Raw genomic sequence first — 19,952 nt, 5'->3', positions numbered from 1 at the left:
CTCCCCCACACTCCCTGATCAATATTGTATATGCTACTCATTATAAAACAAAAGTTTTATAAATGCCGTAACAACTTATCAATAATTTTAATTACAAATACAAGCCGGCCATCAGGATGCCGAGTGTATCACGGTAAATCGATATCATCTGTGACAAAGGCAACGGATTGATCCCCTTTCCCAGTTCAATGGTGAAGCCAGGACGATGAAACTCATGAATGAACCAGTCTTTATAGCCGGCATGGCTATCCACATAACGGACCGATTTGTAGCCGCTCCTTTTTTCAAACTCTTTAGCAATACAAGAGGCATAGACCGGCTCTTTGCCTTCATATCCCCAATAAAATTCACTTCCTTGCGTATGGAGTGCTATCACTTTTTCAAAATTCCGCTTGAAGGCGAGATCTTTCATGGCCATCGCTTCCGGTTCGGTCAAGCAGGCTTCCCCTGGATAATCCCGCGGTGCTGGCGCCTGAGGGATTTTTCGTTTTTTCTCGATTTCCCAGTTGGCAGGGTACTGATTGTTTAAGTCAACTCCCCGAATATTGGCCTTCCATGCAAAAAATCGGTCATACCCACCGTTCATCGCAACAACATCTGCTTTGCCTTCCGCTGCCTTCTCCCCATGCAGAACAAGGTCTACCCCATCTGGATTCACCATCGGCACGATTGAAATCTTTTTCCGCTTATACACGTGAAGAGGGTCGACTCCCGCTAATGACATTCCACCGATAAGGCAATGCAGGATCTCATTCAGCCATTTCATGAGAATCGCAGTCGTAATCCATTCATTCGCATGGAAAGAACCATTATAGTGGACGATTTCTTCTCCCTGACCGAGCCTCACTTCATATATATCCTTGCCAAGCACGCTCTTACCGATTGATTCTATTTCAAGAAAGGGATACGTCTTCTTTAATTTTTCCAAATCTTTTTGCACCGCAGCATAATCATACTGCTTTTTCGTTTTAATGACTGGCTTTTGCAGCCTGACAGGTACCAACGCATTCTCCATTACGGCATCCCCACTGTTATTTAAAAGCAGCAGCGCATCCATGGAGATGTTATAACTCTTTGCAATATCCACAAGCCGCGTTTGACCGGAAATATGCATCTCCTCCATTATGTATCCCGGGATATGGATCGTTTTCCCGCCCAATTGCAACCCGTCCGAAACATGGGGATTTGAATCCCGCAGCAGTTCAATCGGAACTTGAAAAATCCTGCTGTAATAATCCAATGTATCATTGTCTCTGCCGGTACATTTCAATTCTGTTCCCTCCCCAGATATTCTGTTTAACTTTATGTGAACATCAGAAAAAAAATGAAAATGAGTCGATATTTAATATTAAAGATAAAGAAAAAACCCGGCATCTGCCGGGTAATTCAAATAATAGGATTAATTTTGGATTAGTTGCAGTCCCCACTTTTTGTTACGGAATACTCTCGCTTTGTTGCAGGTTTGACCAGCTTTGTTGCGGGAAATCTGATTTTGTTACACACCCACTTTTTGTTACGGGAATTTCCGGTTTGTTGCAGATCTGACCAGCTTTGTTGCGGGCATCCTATTTTTAGGTACAGACCCATTTTTGTCTACCTGTCATTATAGAAACGGAGCAGGTCTCCATAAATAATTTTGTCAGAGTATTCAAGCTCTAGCTTAGCTTTTTCAAAATACGGCTCACATGCAATTTTGTCGGTGAGTTCACCGGTTTGCTTATCATAGCAAGCTTCCCTCGTAAACAGATAGTCATCCGTAATAAAGCTGCTGTCACGCAGCACGGTAAAGCCGAGTCGGTCTTTTGCGAACAGGTCGCTTCCAAATTCAATGTTTTCTCTTGAATTAATCCCCAATAGATGCATAAGAGTCGGTTTAATATCGACCTGGCCGGAAACCTCGGAAATCGTTTTTCCTTCCTGTCCCGGGACATGGATAATAAGCGGAACGCGCTGTAATTGAACCGATTCAAAAGGAGTAATTTCCTTGCCGAGGAATTGGCCGAGCGCTTCGTTATGATTTTCGGAAATGCCGTAGTGGTCACCGTAAATAACAATGATGGAATCGTCATAAAGGCCCGCCTCTTTTAGATCTCCGAAGAATTGCCTTAATGCTTCATCCGTGTAGCGCACAGTCGGAAAATACCTGTTCAGCGTTTCCGAGCTTGAATCGAACTCATTAATGGATTGGTCTGCTTCATCAAGTGTAAAAGGAAAATGATTGGTCAGCGTAATTAATTTTGCATAAAACGGCTGAGGCATCCCCTCCAAGTGGGCGATGGATTGCTTAAAAAAATCTTTATCCTTCAAGCCCCAGCTCACGGAATTATCGCTGTTCACCTGGTAATCATCAATATCATAAAAACGTTTGTAGCCGAGCGATTGATACATCATATCCCGGTTCCAAAAGCTCTTGTCATTGGCATGAAGCGAAGCCGTAAAATATCCTTTCTCATTCAGAGTCTCAGGGGTCCCGTTATACTCATTCTGCGCATGTGTAAAGAACACCGCGCCGCGCCCTAATGGATACAAGGAATTCTCGACGATAAATTCAGAGTCCGAGGTTTTGCCCTGACCGGTTTGATGGTAGAAATTATCAAAATAGTAGCTATCCTTGATAAGATCGTTCAGAAACGGAGTGACTTCCGGGCCATTCACCGACTCGTTAATGACAAAGCTTTGAGTCGATTCCAGGGAAATCATGATCACGTTCTTTCCTCTGGCCATTCCAAAAAACTCACTGTTTGGCTCGCTTTGATTGGCACGGACGTAATTTTCAATTTCAGCGAGCTTCGTCCCGTCGGCCAACGCTCGTTGTGCAGAGGATTTGGACTGAAGAAACACATCGTATATGTGGTAATTGTACGTTCCGATATTTTTCACGAGTATTTCCCGGTCAAAGGTTCTAGTCAAAAGCTCCGGACGCTCTGCCTCTGAAATTCCAAGATTGAAAAAGGCGATTCCTAACGAAGCCAGCACGTATACCTTTTTGTCATTTTGGGAGTAATGCCTGTCAATCAGGAAGCTAGGCTTCTTCTTCATAAAAAAAGCCAGCAGGATGATATCGATGAAATATAGAAAATCCCATGGGTTCACCAGCTCTGTAACACTGCTTCCCAAATCGCTCATATTGCTCGCCTGAAAAAGGACGGGAATCGTCAGGAAATCATTAAAAAAGCGATAGAACACAATGTTGGCAAACAAGATGCCTGTTATGAAGAAAGAGGTGATGAACAGATATGTATATCTTCGTTTTTCTTTCAGGAACAGACTGATGCCAAGCACAAACAGCAAGAAACTAAGCGGGTTGATAAACAGGATGAATCCCTGCAGCCAGTTTTCGATATCGATGTCAAAGTTCACCAAATAGGCGATATAGGTTTTTAGCCATAGCGAAAAAACCGCTATGGCTAATAATGATATCCTGGGTAAGCTGAAATTTGCTTTCATCATGTATATCCCCCGTCTCGGACTAATTTGCGAGTTCGCTTTTAACTAACCAGGCCGCACCGATCACACCCGCATCATTTCCAAGAGTAGCTATATCAATCTGCGTGGATTCCCGAACCCTTTTGAAGGCATATCGGCTGAACGCTGCTCGAACAGGATCCAACAATTGATCGCCTGCTTTTGATACCCCTCCGCCAAGGATCACTTTTTCAGGGTTTAACGCATTTGCGATATTGGCAATGGCTAAACCTAAATAATTACTTATTTTTTGAATAACTTCGTTTGCCAGCGGATCTCCTGAATAGGCAGATTCAAAAATATCCTTGGCTGACAGGTTGCCATTATTATTTATAATTTCGTGCAACTTACTGACTTCTGTATGCGTTTCGAGGGCTTCTTTTGCCAATCGGACAATCCCTGTAGCGGAAGCGACCGTTTCAAGACAGCCGGCGTTCCCGCAATTACAGGCTGAACCGTTTTCGGTTACAACGGTAATATGCCCAATTTCACCGGCTGCCCCGCTGACACCATGAACCAATGAACCATTGGCGATTACTCCCCCACCAACCCCGGTTCCGAGCGTGACACAAACCAAATCTTTTGCGCCGTTTCCGGCCCCTTTCCACATTTCACCAAGTGCAGCGATATTGGCATCGTTATCAATAAAAGCAGGAAGGGACGTTTCCAGCTCCAATAAATCCTTGAGCGGATAATAATCCTTCCAGCCGATGTTTACAGCTTCGTAAATCGCCCCGGTTGCGTCATCGACCGGACCCGGTGCTCCCATTCCAATTCCCAACAGCTTGCTCTTCGGCTCTCCAAGTTCTTCAAGCTTAGCATCAATCGCTTTTGCGATGTTGACGGTAATATTCTTTCCGTTCTCTGAAATATCCGTGGGAATTTCCCATTTGTGCAGGATTTCTCCATAAAAGCTGATAATCGCAAGCTTCGTCGTTGTTCCTCCAAGATCGACGCCCATAATCCACTTTTCCATGTCATCCCTCATTTATTTATATTTTTTTACGCTTATCTTTTTCGATTTGAATCTGATGCCGCAATAACAGCAATGCCATTTGAAAATCCTTCGGTTCGATCAATTGCAGGCGATAGAGTTCCTTTATCTCTTCCTCCATTAACTCCAAGTCGGCGACGCGATCGCCTACGTAGATAATGGTTCCGAATCTCTTCAAGAATTGCTGCACATCATAGATTGTTTTCATGTTTTCCCTCATCGTTTTGTCTGCTTATAAAAAAGTATATCGGAACGTGTTTTTTCCGACAAGTATCAACCTTTAAATTTTCCACTCATACTCGTCCAGCTCCTGACATATAGTGGAGTAATGTGATTAGGAGGACTTCCCTTATGAAGATTCAAGCCAAATATGGTTTACTTGCTGTCTTTATTCTGGTTTCTGCACTCATTTACTTTCTATACGTAAAGCCCGTCAGAGAAACGATTATCTTTTTTCCGATCGACCCTTCACTCAGCTTTGACAGCGCTCTAACGACGATAACTGCCAAACGGAGTAATCATAAATATGCTGTAGACTGGAAGGAACAATCTGTTTTAAATACAGATGCCTTTTTGCGTCAGGACATCTCCTTATTATATAAGAACGGCAAACTTGCAGGGATTCTCAAGGATTGGAAGCAAAACAGGCGGAATCTGGAGCAGAATGAAAGCATCACAGAAAAGGAGAGCGCCCTGTTCCAGGGAATCACGTTCCACTATGCTGAAGTACATTTGCCAGAATCTGATATTGTTAGCGCACAGACATTAACAGATGACGAGCTTTACGTAATCCTTTCCCCTTTTTCAGAATTTCAATCATTCAGGAGACCGATAACCGCCGACCAAAAAGAATGGCAGCACGTGATGGACCAAACGACAAATTCGATCTTGAAAGAAAGCTTAAATCAAGCCATTGCCAGTTTTCAAATCGACACAGGCCGCTACAGGATTGCTTCGTTAATCGATTTACAATCGAAACAGCAGGAGCTCTTTTCCGGCTTCACGGACTCAAAACAGAAAGAGATCATCGGCAAGCTTTGGGAAGGCTTATATCGAAACTATGTATTGGACATCAAAAAAAGCGACGGCAGTGCCATCAGCCCGCTTAACAGCACCATCCCTTACCTGCTTGTTTCAAGCGATAACAAAGAGCTGCTGGTAGTGTTCACTGCTTCAGACGGCTCTCCCGCAATTTTGCGCCAACAGCTTACGGCTCCTCATTGACGGACTTGTAACAGCAGGTTGTGATAGTCTTCGCCGGGCTCAAGCTCTGCCGCTCTCTTTGTGTGGGCCAGCGCATCCTCTATTCTGCCTGCATCTCGATATAGAAGGGCAAGGTTATAGTGCGCCTGACGGAAATCAGAATCATGTTCAGGTAGATTCTAAATTACTCTCTTCTGCCGTTTGCAAATTCTTCTTCTCATATTCCAAATTTTCAAGAATAAAGAAAGAAAAAGGCGCTTCCGTATCGTTCTTAAAAAACTCATACGCCATTACTTCTTCTCCATCTGCAATAGAATCCTGGGCAACCTGCGCGGCAACCGATTCATTCCCGGCAGGGGCGCTTCCTTGGGTTCCATTCATGTCATAGCCCCATTGAAGCAGCCAAAAAGTGAGCAAAGCTGTTGCAGCCGCGAAGATGATTTGTCTGGCAGGCTGTTTGCTTTTCGGAAGGTGAACGATCCCCGCTGCCAGGAACCCACCAATCAAGCCGCCAATATGTCCAGCATTATCGATACCTTCCACAGAAAAACCGTAGATTAGGTTGAATAAGATTAAAATAATGACATTTGCTCCCATTGTACGGAAGAACAGTTTAGGGTGAACAATCCCGAAATAAAGCAAGGCGCCGAAACAGCCAAAGATCGCACCGCTCGCACCGGCTGAAATATTAGCATTCATTAAAAAACTGCCCAGCGTCCCGGCAAACCCGGCAAAAAGGTAAATAAGCAAAAAGCGGGACCGCCCGTATATTCTTTCAACCAATATACCTAAAAAGTATAAGGAAAGCGCGTTCATCAATAAGTGGAGCAGCCCGATATGGACAATGATAGGCGTGAAAAACCGCCACCATTCACCCTGCAGAATCAAAGGATTATATTTAGCCCCGAATTCAATCAGTGTTAAAGAATTCGTGCTTCCTCCCCTTAATTCCATCAGAAAGAAAACAGCAATCTGCAAAACGGCAAAAACATAAGTGAAAAACGGTTTACCCACAGTGAAAAGCTCTTGCTCCTTTTTGACTCTTTGAGCGGAAGCAGACAGTGCCGATTGTTTGATGTACGCAACTTGGCCTTCCTTTATATCATCATCCGGTGCCTTAAAGATGAACCGTTTGTCCAGCAGCCGCTGCAGCTCTTCAGACTTTTGCTCATATTTCGAGACATCCATGATGAAGGTATGAATTGCGGCCTTATTATTCACTGCCGGCTCTCTTATAAGGTAATCATAGTCATCTACTGGCGCAAATTCACTGATATATATGTTCAAAGCCTTTAATGGCCTTCTATATAACTGCTTCCTGATCTGCTCCCCGTTTAGCGCGGTTCTCTCTATGTCACGCTTTAGCCAGTTAGTCCAATCAATGTCATGGCGCATTAGCCTGATTACAGGAAATGATTGATCACGATCAGTCTCAAGCCAAATTTCCTGATGCCCTTCGGCAATCGTGATGACCCGGTAATCATAGCTTGTTGTGAGCTCCTTCACCATCGACCAATAAATATAATCTTCTCGTACTCCCAAAGCCTTCCCTACTTTCATTCCCGAGCAATCATAGGTTTATATATATAAACTATAGACGAATCATTTAGAAATGTAAAAAAACAGACCAAGCTGCTTTACTTTTGGTCTGCTTAACTCACGTACTCTTCATTGAGTTTTAAACATGCCCTCAACCATTCTTTTGCGTACTCCCGGCATGTTCAATGAACTGGTTACAAGTGCTTTTCTCAAAAAACCGTTTGAAAGTACAGAATTCAATAACCGGTACCGGTAGCGGAAACCAAAGTACATCGCTCCGCCCAGCATGATGAATCTAAAAAGTGATCGCAACATAAAAAATCCCTCCTGCTTATAGCTTGCGCTAGAGGAGGGATGATTATGAACGATCATTTGGGATTTTGGATGGAATCCAAAATCGGCAGCGTATTCGTTTTCAGTACTTCCACGGAATGTGAAAACTTCGATTGTTCCCCTTCATCCAGCTGTAATTCAACAATTTCCCTGATTCCGCTTCGGTTTACGATGGCCGGAACACCGATATACACATCATGGCTTACATATTCACCGTCTAAATAAGCTGAAACAGTCAGGATCGAATTCTCATCCTGAAGAATCGCTTTCGTAATCCGGATCAGCCCCATGGCTATTCCGTAAAAAGTAGCACCTTTTCTTTGAATGATCTGATACGCTGCATCCCTTACGTTTACAAAAATCTCATCCAGATCTTCCCTATGGTATTCCCCTCTGGTCTTCAAATACTCATCAACCGGTTTTCCGCCTATATCGGCATGGCTCCAGACCGGTAGTTCCGTATCGCCGTGTTCACCGATAATGTAAGCATGTACATTTCTTGTATCCACCTGAAAATAATCTCCCAAGAGATATCTGAAACGGGCGGTGTCCAAGATCGTGCCTGACCCGATTACACGTTCTTTCGGCAGCCCGGAAAATTTCTATGTTGCATATGTAAGGATATCTACCGGATTAGTCGCAATCAGGAATATTCCATCAAATCCGTTTCCCATTACTTGTTCGACAATGTTTTTAAATATTTTCATATTCTTTTCAACAAGGTCCAGCCGTGTCTCTCCTGGCTTTTGATTGGCTCCAGCCGTGAGAACTACCAAATCGGCATCCCGGCAGTCGGAATAATCGCCGAACCAGATTTTTGTCGGTGATGGTGCAAATGGAAGTCCATGGTTTAAGTCCATCGCGTCTCCCTCGGACTTTTCCTTATCCAAATCAATCAACACCAATTCCTCGGTAATTCCTTGATTTAACAGGGCAAAAGCGTAGCTGCTGCCGACAAAGCCCGTACCGACCAATACAACACGATTTATTTGATTTTTCAATGCCGCTCATCCTCCCAGTAAAAAAATGATTAGGAATTAAAAACCTTAAATGATATAAGAGCTAATAATGAGGCAAGCGTGATTGCAGAAAAGTTGACAATATCATTGTCAAAAAAGCGTGCTCCCTTTATTAGGATGGTATTTTCTCCGCAATGGAACTTTTTTTCTGTTTCCAATCCGCATTTCACACAACGAAATCTTGCCTGGATTAGCGCGCCGAGCAGCGTATCTATAATATTCCCCAAAAAGCCGAATATAGTTATAAGCAATAGCCACGGGGCCCATGGAAATTCAAAGAGAGTCACGGAAAAAGCAGATATCAACCCCGCTCCCAGAAAAGCTGCGATTGTGCCCAAAAAAGAGACAGCCCCTGATGTTCCCCGTTCAACCCGTCTGAAGCTCAAAATATAAAAAGGGCTTTTCTTGCTCAATACGCCGATTTCCGATGCCCACGTATCGGAGTTGGCAGCCGCAATGCTAACGATGAAGACAAGAATCCATATTTCGGAAGGATCGAATAGATGAAGCCATGACGCAATCACAGCCATTCCCCCATTGGCAAGCACTTGCTGCCAATCCCTTCTGTCGCCTTTTTGAAGCTTTTCTTCTATTTTTTTCTTCCTGGATGCTTTAAATTTTGACCAGAAGCTTGAGCTTGCAAAAAAGACCCCCAATAGCAGCAAACCCGGGAGTTGAAAGCTAAGCACCACCGACAGCCCGACTAGCATAGTCGCTGCCGCACCAGATTTCGAAAGTGATTTTACGAGATAACCGCCTATCGCGGTCACTATAATTAAGACAATATATAAAAGATTACTCAGCATTGCAAACAAATACCTTTTCCGGGGTAACAAGCTTAGCTACAGGTATATCATGTGTTTCGACCGGCAACGCAGGCAAAATCTGATCTTTAAATGCGAGGGAAAGTGTCGGCCCTTTATAATAAGGAAGGAATCGATCGTAATACCCCCCGCCAAACCCAAGGCGGTATCCGGATTCTGTAAAAGCGAGGCCGGGCACAACCAATAGCCCTATTTCATTCGCGCTCACTATTTCGGTTTCAGTCATAATCGGCTCCCAAAGTCCATAATAAACCTTTTCGAGCTCGTCAAAAGAGACAATTTTTCTGAATTGAATCGACTTATCAGCAGGAAAGCATTTTGGTACGGCTACTTCCTTTCCCTGCTTCCACGCCCGTTCAATAATCTCCCTTGTATCGACCTCCGGGTGATTCGAAATGGTGATGCCAATAAGATTCGCTTTACCCCATTCAGGGAGTTGGTACAGTTGGTTAGCGATTGCTCGTGAAAGTAGGTGGTAATCCGATTCACTCATTGTCCGCAAAATGGTTTTCATTTCACTGCGGATCTTCTCCTTCACCTGAGATTGCCCCCCTTGATGTTCAAGATTAGTATGTAGTGGCCGACCGCCTTGGATATGAAAAAAGCAACAGGAAAAAAATCCTGTTGCTTACTTAGTTTCACGATGAGTTGTGCTACGTTTTTCTCTTGGGCAGTATTTATTAAGCTCAAGACGATCTGGATTGTTACGTTTATTTTTTTTAGAAATATAGTTACGGTCTCCGCACTCAGTGCAAGCCAGCGTAATATTCACGCGCATGGGTATTTCCCTCCAAACATAAATGAGTTGTTCACATAGGACTTTTCTATAATAGCATTTTTTAATGCAAAATGCTAGTCTGTTTTTTGGAGGAAAACGAAGAATTATAAGATGTTCAGGTTGGGTCCTTCAGCAAGGAGGCTGTCATTAATGAACTTTGCTTCTTCCTGCGTCGCAGAAGATATCACCCAGGCAATCGCTTCGACAGAATCCTGCGGCATAATGGGGGCTTCCAGAGAAAACATGCTAATTACCTCACCCTTGGCGAGAGGGGAAAAAGAAAGGATGCCTTCATTCAACGACTTAAAGCAGCCGTTCTGGTAAAGATGTTTTTTACCTTGAATACAATATTGTGCTATACCATTTCCATTCATTAATCCACCGACTAAAGCAACAGAGGCTTGTCCAACGTGTAAAATCGCTTTTTCACTCGGACTATAAAAGGCTACCGTTTGACGTTCTAATAGATCCTGGTATTGAAACATAACTTTCGGAATCAATTTTGCTTTTGATGAATTTTGGATGGTGAACTTATAAAATGTTACTTGTCTTTTAGTAAAGCTTTGAACCAAGGTTCTGACTTCGCCGCCTAAGTAACTTGAAGATTCATCCGTTACCCAATCAAAGGTTCCATCCAGCCAAATTCCTGCCTTTAAATGTTTCCGGGAAAGTTCTCGCTTAAAATTCGGTTGATATGCTGACAGACTGATCATAATATTTCCCCCTTAGGAATCAATGAATGAAGTATGACAAACCTAAACGCTTACATTAAGATAAGGACCCGGAATAGAAGTTTTCTTGACCTCTAAGCCGTTACGAACTAGTAACAGAAATTTCAAAATTATTTTGTACCTTAATCGTAGCACTGAACGAATAGACGGACAATGAACGCATTTTGTCGACTTTTACCTCCCCTTTATTCAAAAGGGCTAAACGCAAAAACTTTTTTTGAAAACACTCATAAATACGGGCAACACAGTCGGTTTCGACAAAACTATTACAGCTCATCTGACAAAAATGGACAATTTTTTTAAAAGAGGGAAATTATCCGTAAAATTGTGTATGATAGATTTTGTAAAAAGAATTTAAAAGCTTCAGAGGTGGAAAACATGAATGCAATCTTCATCATTTTATTATCAATAGCGATCGTGCTGCTTATCTTATCTTTCTTTAAGAAAGATCCTGTTAAAAAGCTTCAAGAGGAGTTGGAGGAACTCACACTCACCCATATGCAGGACGTCTACCAATTAAAAAAGAAAATTAAGATTCTTGAAGAGGAGTTACTAATTCAGGATAATCCTGGACCAGGGATGCGAACTTCTCATTCTATCAATAAGCCACAACCAATAAATGAAATCCTCAAAGTACAAGTGGTGTCCTTGTACCAGCAAGGCCTTTCTTTGGAACAAATTACAAAGCAATCAACTTTACCTATGGAAACCGTCCGAAAAATCATTAAAGAGAATGAATCGAAAGGGGCTGCACAATGAATAGAGGTACTCTCCAGGCATTTGCAGCAGGAATCATTCTCTCAACAGCAGTGGTTGCGGGATATGAACACTGGTTCCAACCGGAACGTGACAGCATTGAAGAGGCTACCTCACTGCTGAAGCAAAAGGGATATACCGTCACAGCTGATCTTAAGGAAGAAAAGGCAAAGAACACGGCTCCCGAAGCTAAGCAAACTTCAGAAATACAGCAGCCTGAGAATATTGAGGAAGCTGCTTCAAAAGTAGAGGACGGGAAGAAAGAATCACAGAGCGTTCATAAAGAAGTAAAGACGGCTCCATACAAGCTATCTATTCGGTCCGGAATGACCTCTATAGACATTGCGGCATTGCTTGAAAAAGAAGGCATTGTCGAAGATGCGAAAGCCTTTGAACAGTATCTGGAACAAAATGAACTGAACAAAGAAATTCAAGTCGGTGAATATGAACTTACGAATAAGATGACCATCCAGCAGGTGGCGAAAACAATCACTGAATAACTAATAAGAAACGCCCTCCGATTTGTTTGTGGAGGGCATTTTTTATTGGAGGGCGCTAATTTTGAGAATGTGAGTCTTATCAAAATTTATTTGTGAGCGATTATCTTATTTTCTGCTCGATTATTTGAATTTCTGCTCGTTTATCCGAATTTGTGCTCGATAATACGGATTTCTGCTCGTTTATCTGAATTTGTGCTCGATAATACGGATTTCTGCTCGTTTATCTGAATTTGTGCTCGTTAATACGGATTTCTGCTCGTTTATTTGAATTTGTGCTCGTTAATACGGATTTCTGCACGATGATTTGAATTTGTGCTCGTTAATACGGATTTCTGCTCGATGATCTGAGTTTGTGCTCGTTAATACGGATTTCTGCTCGATGATCTAAATTTGTGCTCGATAATACGGATTTCTGCTCGTTTATCTGAATTTGTGCTCGTTAATACGGATTTCTGCTCGATGATCTGAATTTGTGCTCGTTAGTACAGATTTCTGCCCGATTATCTGAATTTGTGCTCGTTAATCAATCTTGTTAGCATAATCCGGATTTACGAGCGACTATCCGAATTTGCGAGCGATTAATAAATAGAGACAAACCAAATAAAAAAGGCAGGCTCCCGTCAACTTTGCAGTAATCCGTATGATTCAGATCACGCTCGTTGAAAGGAGGCTGCCTTCCGCTTTTATTCGTTTAGATCAAAATGACGTCCTTTTACTAAATAGTAGATACTTTCCGCGATATTGGTCGCATGATCTGCGGTTCGTTCTAGGTATCTGGCAACAAACGCAAGTTGTGTGACCTGTTGTAAATTTTCATGTGAGAGCTGAATCAGACTTTTGAAGTTTTCCCCATAGAGGCGGTCCACTTCCTCATCCATGTCTGAAATTTTCTTGGCGAGTTCGATATCCTCATCTTCAAACGCCTGGATGGATAAACGAATCATTTCGATAGTAACATTATGCATTTCCCTTAAATGAGCCAGCGAGTTAATAAACGGCTGCTGGCCGATCCTGATTGTGGACTTGGCAATATTCACGCCAAAATCAGCCATTCTCTCAATATCTGAAGCAATCTTAATCGCAGCGATGATTCTTCTTAAATCGATCGCCACCGGCTGTTGTTTAGCGATAAGCAATATCGCATAATCATTAATTTCTTCTTCAAGCAAATTCGCTTTTATATCGTCTTCAATTATTTCCAGGGCCATATCCAAATCCTGGTTTTCAAGTGCGGTAAATGACCTAGAAATCGCTTCTGATGAAAGGTTTGCCAGTTCAATAAGCTTTCCCTTTAACTCAGCCAATTCCTGTTCGAACTTTTCGCGAACTATCATTCGTCCATTCAACCCCTGTCTGTCTTCTTATCCAAATCGTCCAGTTATATAATCTTCTGTTCTCTTATCAGCAGGATTTGAGAAGATTGTATTTGTATCTTTATATTCAATGACTTCTCCATTCAAGAAAAAGGCCGTTTTGTCAGAAATCCTTGCTGCTTGTTGCATGTTGTGGGTAACGATGATAATGCTGAATTCCTTTTTCAGTTCCTGAACAAGTTCTTCAACCTTTAGTGTTGAAATAGGGTCAAGTGCCGAAGTAGGTTCATCCATTAGAATAACATCAGGTTCAATCGCAAGACATCTGGCAATGCATAAACGCTGCTGCTGTCCGCCGGAAAGTCCATAGGCATTCTCGTTCAAACGGTCTTTTACTTCATCCCAGATGGCAGCGCCGCGCAGACTTTTTTCTACAATCTCATCAAGAACCTTTTTGTTTTTAATGCCATGGATCTTCGGTCCGTATGCGACATTTTCATAAATCGACTTAGGGAACGGATTCGGTTTTTGGAAAACCATCCCTACACGGGTCCGTAAATCTTCCACTTGATATGATTTATCAAGAATATTGCGCCCGCGGTACTTAATTTCTCCAGATGTTTTAACTCCAGGCACAAGCTCGATCATTCTGTTTAATGTCTTAATATACGTTGATTTTCCGCACCCGGAAGGCCCGATGATCGCAGTAACTTCATTTTGGGAGATATCGAGATTGATATTTTTTAAAGCATGATTCTCCCCATACCAAAGATTCAAGTCTGCCGTTTCATATACAAGCCCTTTTTGCTCTGTAAATGATTCATTCATTTGGATATTATCTTTTTGTTCCGTCTTCACTTTAGTTGCAGTCATATTGAAAATCCTCCTTCATCATAGAAAAGCGTAAGCGCCCTGTTCAGCCGCGACAGGTATAAGACGCACCTCGTAGGAGGGCCTGTCCTCCGAAGAGGGGTGACTTATGACCCCGAGCGGCTGGGCGCTGTAGCTAGACACCCGTCTAAGTAAGATAGTCTACCTTATTCTCTTTCTTAGAAAAGCGTAAGCGCCCTATTCAGCCGCGACAGGTATAAGACGCACCTCGTAGGAGGGCCTGCCCTCCGAAGAGGGGTGACTTATGACCCCGAGCGGCTGGGCGCTGTAGCTAGACACCTGTCTAAGTAAGATAGTCTACCTTATTCTCTTTCTTAGAAAAGCGTAAGCGCCCTTGTGTTAACCCCTTAAATTAATATCTTTTTTGAAATTTATTGCGGATAAACACCGCGATCGAATTCATGAAAATTAGCAGTACAAGCAGCACAATGATGCCCGCTGCTGCTACACTTTGGAATTCTTCCTGCGGCCTAGACGTCCAGTTGAAAATCTGCATAGGCAGAACAGTAAACGAATCGAATACCGTTCTCGGCAGGAAGGCGATGAATGTAGGGATTCCTACTACAATTAGCGGTGCCGTTTCACCGATGGCTCGGGACAGGGCAAGGATTCCGCCGGTCAAGATTCCCGGAATCGCAGCCGGAAGAACTACCTTAAGGATGGTCTGCCATTTTGTCGCACCCATTCCGTATGAAGCTTCGCGTAATTCATTTGGCACCGAGCGAATCGCTTCCTGGGCCGCAACGATAATGACCGGCAGAACGAGCAAACTCATGGTCAAGGCCGCTGCTAAAACCGAGCGGTCAAGCGCCAGGGCCCGAACAAAGATCGTTAATCCAAGCAAACCAAACACGATGGAAGGTACTCCAGCCAGATTTGAGATGTTCACTTGGATAAAGGTTGTCAAACGATTCTTAGCTGCATATTCTTCCAGATAAATCGCTGTACCCACTCCAAGTAGTAAAGAGATAGGTGCAACAGTAGCCATTAGCCAGATTGTACCCGTAAGTGCGGCCTTCACACCAGCCTCTTCCGGTTTTCTGGAGGCAAAGTTTTGTAAAAAGTCCATATCCAGATAGCCAAATCCTTGAGTGAATATCCGGTAAAGCAAAATTCCCAGCACTAGCAATCCAAACATTGTGGCAAGGAAAAACAATCCTTTAAAAATCGAATTGATTGCCAAGCGGACAGACATTTTTTTTCTTACAGTTTCTTTATTTAATAGATTCATCAGTATTCCTCCCTAAACTTACGAGAGATAAATTGCGCCAACAGGTTCATCGCCAAAGTAAATATAAATAGTGTCATTCCCACTGCGTAAATACTGTAGTAAATAGTCGTGCCATACCCCGCGTCACCCGTGCTGACCTGTACGATATAGGCAGTCATCGTTTGAATCGATGATGTTATATCCCAATCGGTGTTCGGTGTCGAACCACCGGCAACGGACACTATCATCGTTTCACCAATGGCTCTCGATAAAGCTAGTACAATAGATGACATAATGCCTGAAATCGCTGCAGGCAGAATGACTTTAATGGCTGTTTCCAGCTTCGTCGCACCAAGAGCGAAAGCACCTTCCCTAATCGAATTGGGAACGGCAGACATCGCGTCCTCTGATAAGGATGCAATCATTGGTGTTATCATAATTCCGACTACAATTCCCGGGCTGAGGGCATTAAAAATCTCAAGCGATGGAATGATATCCCTTAAGATTGGCGTGACGAACGTTAAAGCAAAGAAACCATAAACAATCGTCGGGATTCCTGCTAATACTTCCAATACCGGTTTAATAATTCTTCTAGCTTTCTCCGTAGCATACTCACTCAAATAAATGGCAGTGGCCAAGCCGATCGGTACGGCGACCAGAGCTGCAATTCCTGTTACCTTCAACGTCCCCATTATTAAAGGTGTAATGCCGTATGAAGCGGCCGTTTCCGAAAACGGATACCACTTATCGGCTGTGAAAAATTCAACAATTGAAATTTCTTTAAAAAAGGTAAACGTCTCAAAAATCAAGGTGAATACAATTCCAATTGTAGTTAATACCGAGATGATCGCTGTCAACAGCAAAAGTCCCGGGACTATTTTCTCGAAACTCAATCGATTACTCTTTTTCTTTTTCTTTTCCTGAATCATTTGCTGGACTGAACCCTTTTCTGCAGTGCCAAGTTCCAAAATGAAAACCCCTTTCCATCCAAGACATGGCAAGTCGAGAAGCAATTACTGCTTCTCGCCCGCCCTACTCCATATTTTGTTAAAACAAACCCCTATTTTTTCAATTCTTCGAGTGTATCCAGACCTTTTGTATACTCTTCTTCCGGAAGTTGCACATATCCAACTTCTTCGGACATTTCAGCTGCATTTTCTAAAACGAATTCAGTGTAATCGGCAACCTGTTCTTTATCAGCAATCGCTTTATTGGATACATATGTGAACAATGGACGTGACAGCGGCGCGTATTCTCCGCTTTCGATTGTCTCGGCATTAGGCTCGACTGGTCCATTTCCACCGTCAATCGGAACAACTTTTAACTTATCTTTGTTTGCTTCATAATAAGCATATCCGAAGAAACCAATTGCGTTCTTGTCACCAGTGACGCCTTGTACAAGTACGTTATCATCTTCAGAAAGAGTAGTATCTGCAACGATCGGCGCTTCTTCAAGGATTATTTCATTGAAGTAATCGTATGTTCCTGAATCCGTTCCCGGAGAGTAAAATTTGATTTCTTCTTTTGGCCATTCAGGACGGATATCAGACCATTTTTTCGCCTTGCCTGTATCTACCCATAACTTTTTCAATTCATCCACAGTCAAGTGGTCAATGAAATCATTGTCTTTGTTGACTACCACTGATAGACCGTCGAATGCTAATTTAAATTCGGTATATTCAATTCCTTTTTCTTCTAATCCAGCTTTTTCTTCATCTTTGATAGGACGTGAAGCATTACTCATATCAGTTTCGCCGGCAATGAATTTTTCGAAGCCGCCGCCAGTACCCGCTAATCCAACTGATACTTTAACTTCCGGCTGTTCAGCCATGTATTCTTCAGCTACTGCCTCCATTATTGGATAAACAGTTGAAGAGCCATCGATGGCGACATTGCCTTTAAGCTGTTCATTTCCCGCTCCGGCTCCGTTACCTTCTTCTGCGTTTGAACCGCAGGCAGCCGTTACTGCTATCGCCCCGCTCATCACTGCTGTTAATGCCATAAACTTAAAACTTTTCATTCTCGAATTCCCCCTGCGAGATTTAGTTGTTTTGTCCTACAACTAAAGAGTAAAGCTTTTCTATTAACTTTGTTTTAATGGATTGTAAATTTTGCGTAAATTTCGACGAGAAATATGTAAAAAAACGCTCCGTTTTGACGGAGCGTAGCGTTTTATCCTATAAGATTGGTAGATTCATAATTTAGTTATCCTGCTCTTCCCGTACTTCAGCCTGTCCCTGCTGGGCTTTCTTGCTGTTATCGACTTTTTCCACGGTGGATGGGTCCGTCGATTTTGCTTTGGCGCGTTCTTTTTTTAAATCGAAATATTTGTCCATGACCTTTCTGGCAATATCCTTATTTATAGTATTTGTAGGCCTTCCTTGATAGGCCCAAGGAACAACCGACGCGAAAGCAACTTCAGGATTATCAAACGGTGCGTACCCTACCAGCGTCAGGTTGGTCGTCGGCACCGGCTCGCTATAGTTCTTACGATTCGGTCCATCATAGAATGCCTCTGCGGTACCTGTCTTTCCGGCCGGATTATAGTCTGCACTACTAAAGCCTGCGGCAGTTCCGCCTGGCTGCATGACAGCCTTAAACCCTTTTTGGACCCGTTCGATTTGATTTTCCGGCATAGGAAGTCGGTTTAGTACGGTTGGCTCGATTTCCTGCATGACCGGTCCCAATGTTTCGTTATTATCAAGCGGCTGGCGGATTTCCTTTACAATATGCGGCCTCATTCGATTTCCGCCATTGGCGATCGTCGAGACATATTGCGCCAGTTGCATCGGCGTATACGTATCATACTGCCCGATGGAAAGGTCAAGCAGTTTACCAGGAAGCGTTTCAGAGCCCTTGAATCCTACCATCTCATTCGGAAGGTCAATACCGGTACGGGCGCCCAGCCCGAATTGCGCATAGCTGTCACGCATGATGTCAAAGGCTTTAGTATTGATGCGCAAAGGCGCTCCCGGAACGTAATTACCCCCGGCGATATTGACTGCTGTTCTGAACATATAGACGTTCGATGATTGCTTCAGCGCAGTTAGATCATCTACCCAGCCCATGTTCCGGTAGGACCCTTTCTGTAATTGCCCGATTCTCATCTTTGTATCAAAAAATCTTGTTCCCGGGGAAATCGCCCCTGTCTGATAGCCTGTCAATACAGTCGCACCCTTGACAGAGGACCCCATCGTATAGGAAGTGGTAATATTGCCAAGCGCGAAATCCTCGATTGTCTGCTTGCCTGTCTTTTCATCGCGCACGATTTGCTTTCCTGCCATTGTAAGGACTTCACCTGTATTAGGATCCATCATGACGATAAAGGCGCGGTCAAGCAGGCCTGTATTGCCATTTTTCTTCGTTTTCATCAGTTCTTCTTCAATGATTTTTTCAGCCGCGAGCTGAAGCTCGACATCAATCGTCAGGATCAGGTCCTTGCCTCGCTCACCTTTTGTAACCTCTTCTGTTTCCACTACATTCCCAGACTTGTCTTTAATGTTCTTAACCTTTGCCTTCTGTCCGTGAAGCACCTCTTCGTAGGCCTTTTCAATATAGCTCTTTCCGACCCGGTCATTCCGGCTATATCCTCTGGACAGGAAATCCTGAAGATTTTCCTGAGGGAGGCCTTCTTCGGACGAAGAGACTTTGCCAAGAAGAGATTTCAGTGTTTTGTCATAGGTGTAAAAACGATCCCAGTCAGTCGTTACATCGACTCCCGGAAGCGATTCAAGATTTTCACTGACTCTTGCAAATTCTTCCTTTGTCATATCTTTATTTTTCACAATTTGGGGTACGAGCTCCATGCCGCTGTTCATTTCACGAAAAATCGCCAGCACCTCAAGCTCATCTCCTGTAAAGCTGTTAATTTCTTCTTCCGTTATCCGGTCAAGCTGGAGATCGTATAAATATTTTTCAGGCTTCTTTTTTCCCTCTTCCGCCATTTTTTCAGCGACTTTTTTATCTTTTTTGGTGATTTTGTCTTCTGCCTCTTCCGGATTTGTCAAGATCCAAAAATCCTTCCGGTCCCGTTCGGTAATCTTTTCGGGATCCATCTCGATCAGCGCCGCCAATTTCTCGGCTGTCTCGAGCATGTCCTTCGGTTTGGTCTCTTGATATCTTGTATACGTAACCGCATCAAGCGGTACATTATCGACCATCACTTTTAAATTCCGGTCGAACATTTTCCCACGTGGCACCGGCGTGTTAACCGGTACTTCTTCTTTCTTCTCCAATTCCCGCCTGTAATCATCGCCATAAACAATTTGCACGACGCCAAGCCGCAGAATTAAAACCGAAAATAGGACAAAAACGCCTAAGAAAAGCAAATTTAAACGAAAAGGAACATGCGTCTTTTTCTTTTTCTCTTTTTTCACCATCAAGCCACACATCCTTC

General features: G+C 43.2%; 19 protein-coding genes and 2 pseudogenes. 3 read left to right on the top strand and 18 right to left on the bottom strand.

Annotated features, from left to right (window positions below):
• Window positions 1–91: 91 nt before the first annotated feature.
• The 4 genes from D0463_RS14110 to D0463_RS14095 all read right to left on the bottom strand — a co-directional run bounded on the left by D0463_RS14110 (window position 92) and on the right by D0463_RS14095 (window position 4,667).
• On the bottom strand, window positions 92–1,270 hold the full coding sequence (locus D0463_RS14110; RefSeq protein WP_117308026.1) for a M14 family metallopeptidase: 1,179 nt from the start codon (window positions 1,268–1,270) through the stop codon (window positions 92–94).
• 323 nt (window positions 1,271–1,593) lie between these two features.
• Window positions 1,594–3,450 carry an LTA synthase family protein gene (locus tag D0463_RS14105; protein WP_117308025.1) on the bottom strand — a complete coding sequence of 619 codons (1,857 nt, stop codon included), beginning with the start codon at window positions 3,448–3,450 and terminating at the stop codon, window positions 1,594–1,596.
• Between the two features lie 19 nt (window positions 3,451–3,469).
• The gene (locus tag D0463_RS14100; protein WP_117308024.1) at window positions 3,470–4,441 is read right to left on the bottom strand and encodes an ROK family glucokinase; all 972 of its coding nucleotides are present in this window, start codon (window positions 4,439–4,441) and stop codon (window positions 3,470–3,472) included.
• Window positions 4,442–4,457: 16 nt separating this feature from the next.
• Complete coding sequence (locus D0463_RS14095) at window positions 4,458–4,667, bottom strand: YqgQ family protein (RefSeq protein ID WP_117308079.1); 210 nt, start codon at window positions 4,665–4,667, stop codon at window positions 4,458–4,460.
• Window positions 4,668–4,810: 143 nt separating this feature from the next.
• Between D0463_RS14095 and D0463_RS14090 the strand changes: the two genes are divergently transcribed.
• Entirely contained in the window at window positions 4,811–5,683 is an 873-nt protein-coding gene (locus tag D0463_RS14090) for a hypothetical protein (protein ID WP_117308023.1), read from the top strand.
• Here the strand turns inward: D0463_RS14090 and D0463_RS14085 are convergent.
• The 8 genes and pseudogenes from D0463_RS14085 to D0463_RS14050 all read right to left on the bottom strand — a co-directional run.
• Window positions 5,677–5,799, bottom strand: a pseudogene (locus D0463_RS14085) (hypothetical protein); the annotation flags it as partial. The gene D0463_RS14090 and the pseudogene D0463_RS14085 overlap by 7 nt on opposite strands.
• A gap of 31 nt (window positions 5,800–5,830) precedes the next feature.
• The gene (locus tag D0463_RS14080; RefSeq protein ID WP_160118442.1) at window positions 5,831–7,204 is read right to left on the bottom strand and encodes a rhomboid family intramembrane serine protease; all 1,374 of its coding nucleotides are present in this window, start codon (window positions 7,202–7,204) and stop codon (window positions 5,831–5,833) included.
• Between the two features lie 126 nt (window positions 7,205–7,330).
• Window positions 7,331–7,516: a hypothetical protein gene (locus tag D0463_RS14075; protein ID WP_117308021.1), complete on the bottom strand. Its 186-nt coding sequence runs from the start codon at window positions 7,514–7,516 to the stop codon at window positions 7,331–7,333.
• A gap of 53 nt (window positions 7,517–7,569) precedes the next feature.
• Window positions 7,570–8,535: pseudogene (locus tag D0463_RS14070) on the bottom strand (L-lactate dehydrogenase).
• 29 nt (window positions 8,536–8,564) lie between these two features.
• Window positions 8,565–9,359, bottom strand: coding sequence for a DUF92 domain-containing protein (locus tag D0463_RS14065; protein ID WP_117308020.1), 795 nt, complete (start codon window positions 9,357–9,359; stop codon window positions 8,565–8,567).
• The gene (locus D0463_RS14060; RefSeq protein WP_254052809.1) at window positions 9,349–9,915 is read right to left on the bottom strand and encodes a 5-formyltetrahydrofolate cyclo-ligase; all 567 of its coding nucleotides are present in this window, start codon (window positions 9,913–9,915) and stop codon (window positions 9,349–9,351) included. The genes D0463_RS14065 and D0463_RS14060 overlap by 11 nt, the downstream gene beginning before the upstream one ends.
• A gap of 90 nt (window positions 9,916–10,005) precedes the next feature.
• The gene (gene rpmG, locus D0463_RS14055) at window positions 10,006–10,155 is read right to left on the bottom strand and encodes a 50S ribosomal protein L33 (RefSeq protein WP_117308019.1); all 150 of its coding nucleotides are present in this window, start codon (window positions 10,153–10,155) and stop codon (window positions 10,006–10,008) included.
• A 104-nt stretch (window positions 10,156–10,259) separates the two neighbouring features.
• Window positions 10,260–10,868 carry a hypothetical protein gene (locus D0463_RS14050; RefSeq protein ID WP_117308018.1) on the bottom strand — a complete coding sequence of 203 codons (609 nt, stop codon included), beginning with the start codon at window positions 10,866–10,868 and terminating at the stop codon, window positions 10,260–10,262.
• 396 nt (window positions 10,869–11,264) lie between these two features.
• On the opposite strand from D0463_RS14050, the gene D0463_RS14045 reads away from it, so the two are divergent.
• Together D0463_RS14045 and D0463_RS14040 are read left to right on the top strand one after the other, a co-directional pair.
• Window positions 11,265–11,645 carry a hypothetical protein gene (locus D0463_RS14045; RefSeq protein WP_117308017.1) on the top strand — a complete coding sequence of 127 codons (381 nt, stop codon included), beginning with the start codon at window positions 11,265–11,267 and terminating at the stop codon, window positions 11,643–11,645.
• Window positions 11,642–12,142, top strand: coding sequence for an endolytic transglycosylase MltG (locus D0463_RS14040; RefSeq protein WP_117308016.1), 501 nt, complete (start codon window positions 11,642–11,644; stop codon window positions 12,140–12,142). The genes D0463_RS14045 and D0463_RS14040 overlap by 4 nt, the downstream gene beginning before the upstream one ends.
• A gap of 683 nt (window positions 12,143–12,825) precedes the next feature.
• Here D0463_RS14040 and phoU read toward each other — a convergent pair.
• The 6 genes from phoU to D0463_RS14010 form a co-directional block, all read right to left on the bottom strand.
• Window positions 12,826–13,476: a phosphate signaling complex protein PhoU gene (gene phoU / locus D0463_RS14035; protein WP_117308015.1), complete on the bottom strand. Its 651-nt coding sequence runs from the start codon at window positions 13,474–13,476 to the stop codon at window positions 12,826–12,828.
• A gap of 27 nt (window positions 13,477–13,503) precedes the next feature.
• Entirely contained in the window at window positions 13,504–14,328 is an 825-nt protein-coding gene (pstB, locus tag D0463_RS14030; protein ID WP_117308014.1) for a phosphate ABC transporter ATP-binding protein PstB, read from the bottom strand.
• 370 nt (window positions 14,329–14,698) lie between these two features.
• Window positions 14,699–15,541, bottom strand: a complete 843-nt coding sequence (gene pstA, locus D0463_RS14025; protein WP_483295743.1) for a phosphate ABC transporter permease PstA — start codon at window positions 15,539–15,541, stop codon at window positions 14,699–14,701.
• A gap of 35 nt (window positions 15,542–15,576) precedes the next feature.
• Entirely contained in the window at window positions 15,577–16,485 is a 909-nt protein-coding gene (gene pstC, locus D0463_RS14020; RefSeq protein ID WP_117308077.1) for a phosphate ABC transporter permease subunit PstC, read from the bottom strand.
• A gap of 131 nt (window positions 16,486–16,616) precedes the next feature.
• Window positions 16,617–17,576: a PstS family phosphate ABC transporter substrate-binding protein gene (locus D0463_RS14015; RefSeq protein ID WP_117308012.1), complete on the bottom strand. Its 960-nt coding sequence runs from the start codon at window positions 17,574–17,576 to the stop codon at window positions 16,617–16,619.
• A 181-nt stretch (window positions 17,577–17,757) separates the two neighbouring features.
• Entirely contained in the window at window positions 17,758–19,935 is a 2,178-nt protein-coding gene (locus D0463_RS14010) for a peptidoglycan D,D-transpeptidase FtsI family protein (RefSeq protein ID WP_174234331.1), read from the bottom strand.
• Window positions 19,936–19,952 lie beyond the last annotated feature (17 nt).

Origin of the sequence: Bacillus sp. V59.32b (genome assembly GCF_003429085.1) — a bacterium.
In the GTDB taxonomy this organism is placed as follows: Bacteria; Bacillota; Bacilli; order Bacillales; family DSM-1321; genus Peribacillus.
Note: the sequence above shows the minus strand (reverse complement) of the source record. Positions and strands in the feature narration are given on the sequence as shown.